11 protein-coding genes are annotated in these 13,822 nt (G+C 44.3%); 5 read left to right on the top strand and 6 right to left on the bottom strand.

Features of this window, described 5'->3' with window-relative positions; translation table 11 throughout:
- The first annotated feature begins 11 nt into the window (after positions 1-11).
- The 5 genes from G460_RS0116025 (at position 12) to G460_RS0116045 (ending at position 5,636) form a co-directional block, all read left to right on the top strand.
- Positions 12-923 (top strand): TatD family hydrolase, encoded by a 912-nt coding sequence (locus G460_RS0116025; RefSeq protein WP_026956318.1) that lies wholly within the window; start codon positions 12-14, stop codon positions 921-923.
- A 3-nt stretch (positions 924-926) separates the two neighbouring features.
- On the top strand, positions 927-1,841 hold the full coding sequence (eboC, locus tag G460_RS0116030; protein ID WP_026956319.1) for a UbiA-like protein EboC: 915 nt from the start codon (positions 927-929) through the stop codon (positions 1,839-1,841).
- A gap of 65 nt (positions 1,842-1,906) precedes the next feature.
- Entirely contained in the window at positions 1,907-3,058 is a 1,152-nt protein-coding gene (locus tag G460_RS0116035; RefSeq protein WP_026956320.1) for a 3-dehydroquinate synthase, read from the top strand.
- 3 nt (positions 3,059-3,061) lie between these two features.
- Positions 3,062-4,264: a metabolite traffic protein EboE gene (gene eboE, locus G460_RS0116040; RefSeq protein ID WP_026956321.1), complete on the top strand. Its 1,203-nt coding sequence runs from the start codon at positions 3,062-3,064 to the stop codon at positions 4,262-4,264.
- 1 nt (position 4,265) lies between these two features.
- A complete protein-coding gene (locus tag G460_RS0116045) occupies positions 4,266-5,636 on the top strand; it encodes an alkaline phosphatase family protein (RefSeq protein ID WP_026956322.1) in 1,371 nt (456 codons plus the stop codon).
- Here G460_RS0116045 and G460_RS0116050 read toward each other — a convergent pair.
- The 6 genes from G460_RS0116050 to G460_RS0116075 form a co-directional block, all read right to left on the bottom strand.
- Positions 5,633-6,217, bottom strand: a complete 585-nt coding sequence (locus G460_RS0116050; RefSeq protein WP_084421368.1) for an HD domain-containing protein — start codon at positions 6,215-6,217, stop codon at positions 5,633-5,635. The two genes, G460_RS0116045 and G460_RS0116050, sit on opposite strands and share 4 nt — an antisense overlap.
- A complete protein-coding gene (locus tag G460_RS0116055) occupies positions 6,214-7,110 on the bottom strand; it encodes a YitT family protein (protein ID WP_035464547.1) in 897 nt (298 codons plus the stop codon). Before G460_RS0116055 ends, G460_RS0116050 begins: the two co-directional genes overlap by 4 nt.
- 196 nt (positions 7,111-7,306) lie before the next feature.
- Positions 7,307-10,924, bottom strand: coding sequence for an amidohydrolase family protein (locus G460_RS0116060; protein WP_026956325.1), 3,618 nt, complete (start codon positions 10,922-10,924; stop codon positions 7,307-7,309).
- A gap of 57 nt (positions 10,925-10,981) precedes the next feature.
- The gene (locus tag G460_RS0116065) at positions 10,982-12,031 is read right to left on the bottom strand and encodes an adenylate/guanylate cyclase domain-containing protein (protein ID WP_026956326.1); all 1,050 of its coding nucleotides are present in this window, start codon (positions 12,029-12,031) and stop codon (positions 10,982-10,984) included.
- Positions 12,032-12,039: 8 nt separating this feature from the next.
- A complete protein-coding gene (locus G460_RS0116070) occupies positions 12,040-12,429 on the bottom strand; it encodes a response regulator (RefSeq protein WP_026956327.1) in 390 nt (129 codons plus the stop codon).
- Positions 12,426-13,787, bottom strand: coding sequence for a sensor histidine kinase (locus G460_RS0116075; RefSeq protein WP_026956328.1), 1,362 nt, complete (start codon positions 13,785-13,787; stop codon positions 12,426-12,428). Before G460_RS0116075 ends, G460_RS0116070 begins: the two co-directional genes overlap by 4 nt.
- Positions 13,788-13,822 lie beyond the last annotated feature (35 nt).

Consider the following 13,822-nt stretch of genomic DNA (forward strand, 5'->3'; position numbering starts at 1 on the left):
AAATAGAAGTCATGTCCATGTACATTGATCCACATATTCACCTGGTATCCCGCACGACGGATGATTACGAGGCGATGCAAAAGGCAGGTATCGTTGCGACTATTGAACCGGCATTCTGGCTGGGGCAGCCTCGTACTGAAGTTGGGAGTTTCAAAGATTATTTCAGTACGCTTGTTGGCTGGGAACGATTCAGAGCAAGTCAGTTCGGCATCGTTCACTACTGCACGATGGGCTTGAACTCCAAAGAGGCCAATAATATTGCTCTAGCTGAGCAAGTGATGGAATTGCTTCCGCTCTATGTTGGAAAAGAAGGCGTAGTAGCAATCGGTGAGATTGGATATGACGATCAAACTGAGGCCGAAGATAGATTCTACAGAGAGCAGCTGGAATTAGCAAAAGAAGTAGATCTCCCAGTGTTGATCCATACCCCTCACAGAGATAAGAAAAAAGGAACCTACAGATCCATGGATGTGGCTGAAGAGCATGGAATGGACCCGGGATGGATCATCGTAGATCATAACAATGAAGAGACGGTCAAAGAAGTTTTAGATCGTGGATATTGGGCTGGATTCACCATTTACCCTCATACTAAAATGGGTTCTGAGCGAATGGTCGAGATCGTAAAGCAATACGGTCCAGAGAGGATTATCGTCAATTCCGCTGCGGATTGGGGTATTTCGGATCCTTTGGCAGTGCCAAAAACAGCTGATTTGATGCGAAAAATGGGAATCCCTGAGGAGCATGTCCAAATGGTGACTTATAGAAATGCGCTTACGGCATTTTCACTTTCCGGACAAATGGACGAAAACGACTGGCTTCAAGCTCCGCCAATCGATCAAACTAAAAAGCTTAGCGGAAACTCTGTGCTTCGTGGAGGTCAGGTGCCAAGAGTCGAAGGGCCAGCAGACCGAGTAGAAAATTAATTTATGGCAAAAGGAGGAATTTTTCCATACCTACAGCTAACCCGCCCAGCCAATGTAGTCACAGCGATTGCAGACATCTGGGCGGGTTTTGCTATTGCTGGAGGATGGAGTTATATGATTTCCAATTGGGAAAAAGGAAGTGCGGATTTCTGGCAAAATCTGCTCTGGCTCTCTTTAAGTACGATTGGCTTATACGCTGGAGGCGTAGCCTTCAATGATATTGCAGATGCTGAGTTGGATGCCGTAGAGCGACCAGAAAGACCGATTCCAAGTGGCAGAGCCAGCAAAAGTACTGCGATTATCTTCGCTACTTCCTTGTTAGTCTTTGGAGTAGCTATGGCTTTTCTGGTGAATTGGATTGCCGGAGTTTTGGCAATTGCAGTTTCGCTTTGTGCTTTGCTTTATGATTACTGGGGAAAGCATCAGTCTATCTTAGGTCCGATCAATATGGGACTTTGCCGTACAGGGAATTTGCTTTTGGGAGTAGCTGTCGCTCCGGAAGTCTTGGAAAAGCTCTGGCCAATTGGTGTTTTACCTTTGATTTATGTGGCGGCTATCACGATGGTCAGCCGGGGAGAAGTGCATGGCAAAAACAAAAAGGCACTCTATGGAGGCTTTTTCATGTATATCTCTGTGGTTTTGGCGATCTACGGATTGGCAAAATTTCAAGGGCCGGATTACAAAGAAGTATTTCCCTTCCTAGTTCTTTTGAGTTATATGATTTTTCCTCCTTTGGGAAAAGCTATCAAGACTCAAGACCCAAAAATGATCGGAAAGTCGGTGAAAGCTGCGGTAATTTCCTTGATTATTGTCAATTCATCTCTCGCGGCCGCCTTTGCAGGATGGGAAATTGGCGCAATTGTTTTATTGTTGCTTCCTATTTCTTTATGGCTGGCTAAAAAGTTTGCCGTGACTTGATTTACTTTGGGCTTGGTTTTCAATTCGTTTGAGAACTTTCTGACCCTACAATTCCTTTCAATTGCATGAATACCCTAATTAAGCAGCGATTTTCGGTACCCTTTGAGTACCCGGTGTGTTTTACTGAGAATATTTTTGACCCGAGTAATCGGAGTTTTGCTGCATTGCTGGATCAAGGGAAGCAGGTCAAAGCCTATTTCGTGATCGATAGTGGTGTGGCTGACTCGCATCCTGATTTGATCCAAAAAATCCAGGAATATGCTAAAGCTTATGAGTCTATTTTTTATGTATGTGCGGAGCCTTTAGTGGTGCCGGGTGGAGAAGCTTGTAAAAACGATCCTTCAGTTTATGAAAAAATCGTGGAGGCCACCCATATACACGGGATAGACCGACATTCCTATATCGTGGCGATTGGTGGCGGTGCTGTATTGGATATGGTTGGCTTTGCTGCAGCTATTTCTCACAGAGGTATTCGTTTGGTCAGAGTCCCGACTACTGTCCTTTCTCAAAATGACTCAGGTGTAGGGGTGAAAAATTCTGTGAATGCCTTTGGTAAAAAGAACTACCTCGGCACATTTACGGTCCCAGTGGCGGTAATCAATGATTTTGAGTTTTTGAAAACATTGGATGATAGAGACTGGAGATCTGGAATTTCTGAAGCTATCAAAGTGGCTTTGATCAAGGATTTGTCCTTTTTCGAGTGGTTAGAAGATAATGCTTTAGCGATGGCTGACCGTCAGATGAAGCCGATGCAAGAGCAAATCGTCCGATCTGCTCAGATGCATTTAGATCACATTGCTGGAAAGGATCCTTTCGAATTTGGTTCCTCCAGACCCTTGGATTTTGGTCATTGGGCTGCTCATAAGTTGGAGCATTTGAGTGATTATCGTGTGCGTCACGGAGAGGCTGTTGCCTTGGGGATTGCATTGGATTCTACCTATTCTTATTTGAAAGGAATGATCAGCAAGCAAGATCTGGATCGGGTCATTGCACTGATTCAAAATCTCGGTTTCGAACTATATCAACCTGAACTTTCCGGCGAAAATCTACTCAAAGGTCTGAAGGAATTTCAGGAGCATCTGGGAGGTCAGTTGACCATTATGCTTTTGGAAAAACTGGGTAAAGGAGTAGAGGTACATGAAATGGATCATGAGCTGATCCTCAAAGCCATTGGCATGCTCCAGGAATGGAATGCTTTGGCTCCCACAAAACACTAATTCATGCAGTTTTCAAACTTTCATTTAAGCTATTGTAGCAATATCCATCCTGGTGAAAGCTGGGAGGCTACTTTTGAAAATTTAAAACATTATATCCCGGAGGTTCGAAAAAACTTGGATTTTAAAGGACCATTTGGAATCGGTTTGAGACTTTCTCATGAGGCAAGTCTGATTTTGCAAAAGCCAGAAGAATTGGCTCGTTTTCAAACTTGGCTTCAAGAGGAAAATGCATACGTCTTTACCCTGAATGGATTTCCATACGGGGACTTTCACAGAACGGTAGTCAAAGACCAAGTTCATTTTCCTGATTGGACGACTCCTGAGCGTAAAGATTATACCATACGATCTTTCAAGATTTTAGCTCAATTGCTTCCAGAAGGTCAAGATGGAGGAATTTCTACCTCACCTATTTCCTACAGACATTGGTTCAAGACTCAAGAAGCTTTTGGTCAAGGAATGGAGGTGGCTACTTCCCATTTGATGGAAGTGGTGACCGAACTTGCAAAGATTGAAGCTGAAACCGGTAAGTTATTGCATCTGGATATCGAGCCGGAGCCGGATGGAATTCTGGAAAATTCCGATGAAATGGTCTGGTTGTTCACTGATTGGCTTTTGCCAAAAGGAGCTCCAGAGTTGGCAAAAGCCTTAGGGATTAGTGTAGAAGAATCAGAAACATTGATTAAGCGTCATATTCAGGTTTGCTATGATGTGTGTCATTTCGCTATCGTCTATGAAAAGCCTGAAGAGACATTTGAGAAGTTTGCGAAAGCAGGAATCAAAATTGGGAAGGTTCAGATCTCAGCAGCCTTGAAATTGATGTTGGATCAGGATAGAGGGGTTCTTAAGAATCAACTGTCTGAATTTGCTGAGTCAACCTACCTTCATCAAGTAGTGGGTAGAAATACGGATGGAAGCTTGATTTCCTATCCAGATCTTCTGCCGGCTTTGGAAAAACTGGAGGATGCGAAAGAAGAGGAGTGGAGAATTCATTTCCATGTTCCTGTTTTCATGAAAAAATATGGTGAGTTTGAATCCACCAACTTCCTGATTGAAGAGGTATTGAAAGTGCTTCAATCACAACCAGAATTAAGCAATCATTTGGAGGTAGAAACTTATACTTGGGAAGTTTTGCCTCCAGAATCCAGACTTCCTTTGGCTGAATCGATCAGCAGGGAATTGGCCTGGGTTATGTCACAATTGAATTAAGATGCAAAAGACTGTCGTTATTGATATCGTAGCTTTGTCCTCCAGAGTAATCGGAGAGCATACGCCATTTTTAAAATCTTGGATGGATAAGCAGAAAAAGGCCGTAGTTGAGCCTGTACTTCCTGCTGTTACTTGTAGTGCCCAATCCGCTTATTTGACTGGTGAAATGCCTGCCAAGAATGGAATCGTTGGCAATGGCTGGTATTTTCAGGATGAATGTGAGATCAAATTCTGGCGTCAGTCAAACCGTCTGGTTCAGTCTCCAAAAATCTGGGAAAAGCTAAAGGCCGAAAATCCTGAGTTTACCTGTGCCAATATGTTTTGGTGGTATAATATGTACTCTTCCGTGGACTATGCGGTGACTCCTCGGCCTTTGTATCCTTCTGATGGGCGAAAACTCCCAGATTGTCATAGCCAACCGATGGAGTTGCGAGATAGACTCCAAAAAGAATTGGGACAGTTTCCTTTGTTTTCATTCTGGGGGCCAAATGCTAACTCAAGTTCTACCAAGTGGATTGCTGATGCTGCTAAGAAGGTCGATGAATGGTACAATCCGACTTTAAATCTGATCTATCTTCCGCATTTGGATTATGGGCTTCAGAAATATGGGATTGATTTCGAAAATATCGGGAAGGATCTGAAGGAAATTGACGATATCGTCAAGGATTTGATCACCTATTTCGAAACTGCAGGCGCTCAGGTATTAGTGCTTTCGGAGTATGGGATTACCTCAGTTTCCAAACCTATTCATATCAATCGTCTCCTACGGTCTGCAGGATGGATAGAGGTGAAAAATGAACTGGGGCTGGAGACACTGGATGCTGGAACATCCAAAGCATTTGCAGTCTCGGATCACCAATTGGCCCATGTTCATATCCAAGATCCTGCAATCTATGATCAAGTGAAAAGTCTGTTGGAGAATACTCCTGGGATAGAGTTGGTTTTGGATGACAAGGGAAAGAAAAAATACGGATTGGATCATGAGAGATCCGGTGATTTGGTAGTAGTTGCTGATAAGGATTCCTGGTTTACATATTATTTCTGGTTGGATGATGCCAAGGCTCCTGATTATGCCCGATGTGTAGATATTCACAAAAAACCGGGTTATGATCCGGTAGAATTGTTTTTGGATCCGAAGATCAAAGTTCCAATGCTAAAAGTGGGATCGAAAGTCTTAAAGAAGAAGTTGGGTTTTCGCTATTTGATGGATGTGATTCCGCTGGAAGCGGGCTTAGTGAAAGGAGCGCATGGTAGAATCCCCGAAGATGATTTGGATAAGCCGGTGTTGATCGGAAGTGAAAAATTGGTCAAAGAAGGGAAAATCCAGCCTACTGATGTTTTTGATGTGATTTATAAAGCTGTAAAAGGCTAGGCAAGTTTCAGTTTCTCTTTGACGGACTGAATGTTTGCTTGCTTTTTGGGCTCTCTGTTCTTTTTGCAATACTCCGTGTGGTAGTGATGCTTATCCAGAAAAGTAAGCTGAAGCTCGTTCCAAGCTTGTTCAGATAGGTTGGGGTTGAAATGCTTCAGTTCTTCATACAAGGCATCCCCCTGTCTTTCGAAATCCTCCGTGCCTAGGTATTCCAAATCTGCATCGGCGATGATTCTTTCCAATTGATTGGTGGGGGATTGGGGGATTTGAGTGGCCATAATCATTCCACAGATTACTTTCAGGTCATCTGCATTGAGTTCATCTTTCAGGTATTGTTTGGCAATACCACAGCCGATTTCTTCGTGGTTTTTTGGGTTTTCGATAAAGCCTGTGTCATGAAAAAGGCAGGCCAGGCGGAGCAGTTCCAGTTCTTTTTCTGAGACGCCTTCGATTCGGGCCAAAAATTGGGCTTTTTGCAAGACATACTCGGTATGAGCCAGATTGTGGTAGGTCAGATAAGAAGGGAGATTTTCCAAGATCTCTCTGAATACCTTGGTTTTTAGCTGTTCAAAATCCATCATACATGTTTCTTTCCTACTTGTTTGACTACTCCTCCTTTGACTTCCTTGATCGTCTGCACATAGAAGAATGCTTTGGGATCAATTTCCTGAATTGCCAATTTGATCCGGTGCACCTCTAGCCTGGTCACCACGGTCATGATGATATCGCAAGGATGCTTGATATGAAAGGTCTCAGGAAGATAACCTCTTTCTCCTTTATATACAGAGATAGCTTTTCCGAAATCTTTCACAATAAGTTCTTTTACCTGCTCGTGCTCTTTGGAGATGATCGTGAGGGCAGTGTATTCTTCAAATCCTTCGACAATGTAATCTGTGGTTTTGATGGCCGTGAAGTAGGTCAATATAGAATACATGGCAGGTTCTATGCCAAAGACATACGCAGCAGAAAGCATGATAAGTGAATTGAGAAACACTGTGATCTCGCTTGCCGTAAGTGCTGAGTTTTTGTGAAAATATTCAGTAATCACTTCAAAACCGTCAATTAGTCCGCCTCCACGAATAATCAACCCAATGCCTGTTCCCATGAGAAACCCACCAAAAACAGCGATCAGCACTTTGTCTTCGGTGACGGTCGGTACCTCTAGAAAATAAAGGACCAGAACCAAAAGAAAGATTGAAAATGCGGACTGAACTGCAAAAGTCTTTCCGATCATTTTCCAGGCCATAAAAAGAAAGGGGAGATTGATCACGACCAAAAGGAGATTGAGGTCTATGCCCAAACCCAAATTGACCAAAATAGCGATCCCCGTGACTCCTCCATCCAGAAATTTATTGGGAAGCATAAATGCTTTGAGTGCTATGGCTGCCAAGGCTACTCCACCTATCGTGTAGATCAGAGAGTGCGGAGAAACGATGGACTTCCAATCAACCGAAGCAACTGACTTATCTTTCATCAAAAAGCCAGGTTAAAAAAGAATACAATTGATTTTGATTGAAGCATTTCAGTAGATCAGGTAGCAATTTCAAATGAAGAAAATAATTAATTGTTAGTTAGGCAAGGCCTCATTCTATTTATTTCCAGGAAGGAAAAAGCTGATGTGTCGAAACAGCCAAGCCACATTTCAGCTGTTTCGACACATTAGTATGAGTTTACTTGATACTAGTAGTAGTCGCAGGAGCGGCTTTGGTCCAAGAGCTAATATCCAGTTTTTTAGGGTTGGGGTAGATCTCATCCAGTGTGTTGCCGTCATAGATTCTACCGTTTTTGACCACTTTATTGACCGTGTTGGTGTTTCGGATATTTTCCAGCGGATTTGAGTCCATGATGACCAAATCAGCCAATTTACCAGCTTCGATACTTCCCAACTCTTTGTCCAATCCTAAGGCTTCTGCACCCAGTATGGTAGCGGTGCGTAGTGCATCCATGCTGCTCATTCCACCGCTGGCTACAGACCAAAGTTCCCAGTGATAGCCTAGTCCTTGGAGCTGACCATGTGAACCAACTCCTGCCAGACCACCTTCTTTGACCAGATCATTGACTCCTTCAGCATGCTTGGCGAAGACGTGGTCTTCTGGAGCAAACCAGCCTCCTAGACCTCCAGCTCTTCGTCTAGCTTTTGCATTTAATTCATCATATGGCGTAAATCTGTTCAACTTAGGGTCGTGAAGTGGACTTTCGGTGGTGTAATAATAGTTTTCAGCCCAAGGGCCTCCATAGGCAACCAAGAGAGTCGGTGTCACGGCCATTTTGCTTTCTGCGATGGTTTTGATCACATCGGAATAAAGTGGATGGACAGGAATCGCATGCTCATGACCCGGATAGCCATCAAATAGCTGCGTCATGTTGAGTTTGTAGTCAAGACCTCCTTCTGTGGTAGGCATTAGTTCTTGCTCTTTGGCAGCCATAATTACCCATTGTCTATGTTGGCGATTGCCCACTAGGTACATTTTGATGTATTGGGTATTGTAGTACTTGCTGTATTGTTTCAGTACATTTTTGGTCTGATCCAAGGACTTGAGATTGTACATCCAATATCCCACACCTGGTCCGGTAGAGTAGACACGAGGTCCTGGGATCATGCCCGCATCTACCATGTCTCCATAGGTCAATACGTCTGTGGTTGCAGTTTGAGGATCACGTGTGGTGGTGACTCCATAGGCCAAATTTGCTGCGTAAATCCAAACGGTATTCTTGTGGAGACCCCACGTTGGCCACATGTGTGCGTGAGTGTCTATGAATCCCGGAGTGATGGTCTTCCCTGTGACGTCTATAACTTCGGCTTTGCCAGCATCCAGTGATCCGGTCTTTCCTACAGCTTTGATTCGGTTGTTTTCGATCAGGACATCTCCATTTTCTATTACTTCTGTGCCATTCATGGTGATGATTCTGGCATTTTTGAGGAGAACAGATCCTTGAGGAGTATCTTTTGCAAAATAAACTTTGACTTGCTGCTCGGCAGGTTTATAAGTTTCCTGTTCTTTTTTCTTTGCCTTTCCAATGCTGTCGGCTTTTGCCAGCTCTTTATCTGCTTTAAAAAGTGAGTCGATACGCTTCTTTTCAGCTTTCGCTAATGAATCAGCCAATTTTACAGCGTCCTCCCCTTGTGCTTTTAACGTGGCCACGCTGTCTGCATCCGCCAACATTTTGGCCTTTTTGGCACTTTTGACAGAATCTTCTATAAAGTCTGCCCGATCTATATCGTAGACCCAGTGGCCATTGCCCAGGGACCAGTGAACTTTTTTACCATCCGCTTCCCAAGCCGGCCATTCTCCACCGATTTCTGTCAATTGTTTGGATGGGAAATTTGAAGCGTCTGGATTGCCTACATTGATGCTCGGAGTCTTTCCCGCAGAAGGGATTGTGACCACATAGATATTGTTATTTACTTGTGCCAAAGCTAGATTCCCTTCTGGAGCCATGAGAATTGTACTGGCTGTGGAAGGCCTCATTTGAGGCTCACGTGCCGAACTTCCCTCAGGCAGCATGCAATAATTCACAGCATCGGCAGTAGATCGAGGCATGCCCATGACATACTCCACAGAGCTGTATGTCTCATGGTGCTCATGATCGTCATGAGGGTCTGCGGCCGTTCCAAAAGGAGTGATTCCACTTATTTTTGCATATTCCTTTTTGTCCTTTCCATACCAATTGACACTGAGGAGAGTGCCTCCGGATCCATTGAGGAAAATCCTGGATGTGTCTTTGGTGAAATGGGCGTTGCCGATTCCACGGGCATCCATGATATGACGAAGCTCTCCGCCGGAAGCAGGAATCCACGCCAAAATGGATTCAGCGCCAGAAAAGCCCGGTCCTTCTGATTCCATCATCAATCGGCGATCTCCTTTGAATACGACTATTTTATTGTTTGGACCCCAGACAGGGCCAACGTAAAGTGCATTTTCGGAAGTAAGTTTGGTGATGGCCCCATTTCTCCCAAGGCTAGCTTTGTACAAGCTACCACCGTCAGTTTCATCCCAAGTAGTAAAGACCAGCTGCGTGCCATCAGGAGACCAAGAAGGCATGGCCTCGGTAAAGTCATGTTTGGTTACTCTTCTGGGTTCTCCATCAGGATAATCCATCACATAGAGTCTGTTCAATGCTGTGAATGCTAATTTTTTACCATCTGGAGAAGGCACTCCATCTCTGATCTGGGTAGCCAGTTTGGCTGTAGTATCTTTGATGGCGTAATTGAAATAAAGACGTGGTCCCATCGCAAGATTCACATCTGCCTCAAATGGAATTTCTGCTGCTTCAGAGCCATCTACTGGCAACTTCCAGATTTTGCCGCCATAGGAAGCGATTACATGTTTGCTGTCAGGAGTGAATGCCATTGCCGGTAGTACGCCCTGTGGAGCGATGGATTCCTGCTCATCTCGCTGGACTGGATAGGCTAACCAGTTTTCATCACCTGTTTCTAAATTTCTAAGGATGAGGCCTGTTTTTTCATGCCAACGACTGCCATAGACAAGCCATTTGCCATCTTTGGATAGGGTGGGGGTGAATGCTGAGCCATATCTACTGGTGATGCCCGTGACATTTCCTTCTTCAAAATCGTAGGTGCCCACTTGGTATTGAGGTAATAGGGCGTTGTAATTCCAGGCTCCACTTCTATATGAAAAATAAACCTTTTTGCCGTCTGGACTGATGACTGGATCTATTGTTTTCATGGACGAAGGAGAGTCGTTCAGCTCGATGCCTCCTCCACCATCTTTGTGATACATGAATAACTTATGGATTCTTCTCCCTTTGCTGACGACTATATAGTCTCCGTCAGGTGTCCAAGCAGCCCCGGGAACATCTCCATTTTTATCTTTCGTAACCTGTATGGTGTCTTTTTTGACCATATCTATATACCAAAGGTTGTCGCTACCCGCTCGGTCAGAAGTGAATAGGATCTTCTCTCCATCCGGGGAAAATCTCGGATGGGTCTCATAGGCCATGCCAGTAGTGATCGGGGTGGCTTTGCCTCCAGAGATCGGCATGGTATAGATGTCTCCCATCAGATCAAATGCTATCGTCTGTCCATCTGGACTGACATCCACACTCATCCAAGTCCCTTCTTGGGTCGTGAACTTGACTTCTCGCTCAGGCTTGAGTGGGAGATCCTTAAATTTTGGATAGTCCAATGAATCCTTTTTGGTAGAATCCGACTCCAAAATGTCCAGATTCATAGGTTTCAGATTTTCTTGTGTTCTTGGTACCATGGCTGCCACCGAGAGAGTGGTTCCCAAAGCTACCAAGAGTGCTGGCTGGGTAATTTTTCTCATAGATATTGGGTTTTACTGGTTTAGCGATAGAGATGAGCCATGTGCTTTTCCCCAGTTTTAGGAATTGGACTTGACTACTTCAAATACTTTAGCGGGTAAGGCTTTATTTTTCAAATTGATTTCTCCCATGTTCTGAAACTCAAAGTGCGCTTTGACAGCCTCTGCACAGCTTTCCAAAACCAAAATTTGTGCTGGCTTGGCCGCAGATTGGAGTCTGGCAGCGACATTGACCGTGTCTCCAATGACAGTATAGTCCAGTCTCTTGAGTGATCTGGAGCCGATATTGCCTGATACCATTTCGCCGGCATTGATTCCGATGGATACTTCAGGTCGGAAGTTTGTCTCTGGAGAAAATACCGGGAGCTGTTCCATTTTGTCACGGATGGATAGAGCTGTGCGGATGGCTCTTTCGAAGTGGTTTTCTCCCTGAAATACAGCCATCACAGCATCACCTATAAATTTGTCGACAATTCCTTTTTGCTCGATGATCTCCTTGACCATCAGGTCAAAATATTCATTGAGCAAACCGACGACGACATTGGGCTCTTCATTCTCAGAGATTTTGGTAAATGCTACCAGATCGATGAAAGCGACCGAGGCGTCAATGGTCTCATTTTCCATCAGACTGGATTCGAGTTCCTTGTTGCCCATAAAATTGAGCACTGTCTCATCCACATACATTTTGAGAATGTTGTTTTCGCGCATGGCTTTGAGGGTGGACTTGATCTGATTGCGATATTGGATGGTTTTGTCCAGCGTGATTTCCAAATCTCTGAAATCCACAGGTTTGGTGATAAAATCAAAGGCCCCAAGGTTCATCGCGGTGCGAATGTTTTCCATGTCACCATAGGCAGAGATGATGACCGTTTTCAGGAGGGAATTTTTCTCTTTGACTTTGGACAAAAGAGTTAGTCCATCCATCTCAGGCATATTGATGTCGCTGAGGATCAGATCTATATCTGTATGCTCCTCGAGGAGATCCAAAGCCTGCCTTCCATTGAGCGCAAAATAAAAGTCAAATTCTCCTTCACGGATGCGCTTGCGGAATTTCTGTTTGATCAGAATTTCCAGATCTGCCTCATCGTCCACTACCAGTATTTTGACCATTTTTAGAGTTATTTATTTCCTAGGATCATTTCTCCGATTTCTTTTTTAAGAGACTCAAAATCAATGGGTTTGGTGAAAAATTCCTTGGCTCCGGAATTCATCGCCTTTTCATAGTTTTGATTGTCTCCATAGGCTGAAATCATACTGACGGTGATGTCAGAAAATTTTGATTTGATTTTACCCAGCAATTCCAGCCCACTCATTCCCGGCATATTGATGTCGGAAAAAACATACACTACTTGGGGAGGGTCCTCGCTTCCCAGGATTTCCAGAGCTTGCTGACCCGAAAAAGCAAAGCACAGCTCCAGATTCCCAGATTTGATTTCCTTTCTGAATTTCTGTCTAAAGAGCAATTCTACGTCTTGCTCATCATCGACTATTAGTATTTTGCTTTTCATTGATTTGGAATTAGTATTTCAAATTCTGTAAACTCTCCAGCTTGGCTAGTCACATTGATTTCACCATTGTGACCTTTGGTGATGATATCATAGCTCATGGAAAGTCCCAGTCCTGTGCCTTTACCAGTGGGTTTGGTCGTGAAAAAGGGCTGAAAGATCTTTGCTTTGATTTCATCAGGAATCCCGTTGCCATTGTCTCTTACGCGGATTTCCACTCCGGAATTTGTCTTTTTGGTACGGACAGTGACTTTGGGGACAAAGTCCGGATTACCAGCTGCAGCCAATTCTTTTTTCTTTTCTCCAGCGGCATAGAATCCATTGTTGATCAAGTTGAGTAAGACTCTCCCGAGGTCTCCCGGGACTACATTTATTTTTTCCAAACTCGGATCTTCTTCGATTTTGAAATCAGCGGTGAAGCTCTTGTCTTTGGCTCTCAAACCATGATAGGCGAGTCTAAGGTACTCGTCTGCCAGTGCATTGATATCTGTAGGTTCTTTTTGTCCGGTGCTACTGCGAGAGTGTAGGAGCATGCCTTTGACGATGGAGTCGGCCCGTTTTCCGTGATGATTGATTTTGCCGAGATTTTGGATGACATCTTCGAGGATTTCCATAGCGTCTTCTTGATTCCCGGCTTCCAACTCTTCCTTCAGTTCAGTGAGCAGTTCTGTACTGACGTCCGAAAAGTTGTTTACAAAGTTGAGCGGATTTTGGATCTCGTGGGCGATTCCGGCGGTCAATTCTCCCAAAGAAGCCATTTTTTCTGCATGGATCAGTTGGGTTTGTGCTGCGGTTAGCTCTTTGATGGCACTCTCCAGTTCGTTTTTTTGCTTGGTGATTTCTTTGGTTCGCTGTGCTACTTGTCTTTCCAGCTGAGCCTTGAGCCGTTCGGTGATTTCAAATTCTTTTTCTCGCTGGAGGGCTTTTAGTTTTTCCAATTCCAGCGCTTTGCGCTGCTTGGTATTGATGATCCACATGGCGATCGCCCAGATAAAGGCGAATACTCCCGCAGCTTCAAAGTAATTGTGAAATTGGTCATAAAAGGACTGACTGATCATCCTGACTATAGCTTCTACTGTCTCCACGGCGAGGATTGGAAGCCAGGCATAGATCATCCCTTTTCTATGCTGAAGCTCTGGTGTGATGAGTGTGATGTAGGCGATCAATCCAGCCAATAAGATAGCTGCCAATGTGGCTACTTGGGATAAAAGCGGGATTTTGATCCCGATGATCGTAATCAATATGGCAGATGCGATCATTCCTCCTTTGAAGATTCTTTGCCATTCGGGTGAGACTTTGATCAGTCCCATCGGTCTGGAGAGATAGTAGAGTAGGATCAGTGATATTATGCTAATTACCATTGCTTTTTGCGAGTTGGTGGTCCACCGTGATGGGT

The sequence above is a fragment of the Algoriphagus vanfongensis DSM 17529 genome, from assembly GCF_000429465.1.
Lineage (GTDB): Bacteria > Bacteroidota > Bacteroidia > Cytophagales > Cyclobacteriaceae > Algoriphagus > Algoriphagus vanfongensis.

Bases quoted from the DNA above. Each gene is read 5' to 3' on its own strand.
- eboE (WP_026956321.1), top strand. From the start codon at position 3,062: ATGCAGTTTTCAAACTTTCATTTAAGCTATTGTAGCAATATCCATCCT.
- G460_RS0116065 (WP_026956326.1), bottom strand. From the start codon at position 12,031: ATGGTCAAAATACTGGTAGTGGACGATGAGGCAGATCTGGAAATTCTG.
- eboC (WP_026956319.1), top strand. From the start codon at position 927: ATGGCAAAAGGAGGAATTTTTCCATACCTACAGCTAACCCGCCCAGCC.
- G460_RS0116070 (WP_026956327.1), bottom strand. From the start codon at position 12,429: ATGAAAAGCAAAATACTAATAGTCGATGATGAGCAAGACGTAGAATTG.
- G460_RS0116060 (WP_026956325.1), bottom strand. From the start codon at position 10,924: ATGAGAAAAATTACCCAGCCAGCACTCTTGGTAGCTTTGGGAACCACT.
- G460_RS0116035 (WP_026956320.1), top strand. From the start codon at position 1,907: ATGAATACCCTAATTAAGCAGCGATTTTCGGTACCCTTTGAGTACCCG.
- G460_RS0116055 (WP_035464547.1), bottom strand. From the start codon at position 7,110: ATGAAAGATAAGTCAGTTGCTTCGGTTGATTGGAAGTCCATCGTTTCT.
- G460_RS0116025 (WP_026956318.1), top strand. From the start codon at position 12: ATGTCCATGTACATTGATCCACATATTCACCTGGTATCCCGCACGACG.
- G460_RS0116045 (WP_026956322.1), top strand. From the start codon at position 4,266: ATGCAAAAGACTGTCGTTATTGATATCGTAGCTTTGTCCTCCAGAGTA.
- G460_RS0116050 (WP_084421368.1), bottom strand. From the start codon at position 6,217: ATGATGGATTTTGAACAGCTAAAAACCAAGGTATTCAGAGAGATCTTG.
- G460_RS0116075 (WP_026956328.1), bottom strand. From the start codon at position 13,787: ATGGTAATTAGCATAATATCACTGATCCTACTCTACTATCTCTCCAGA.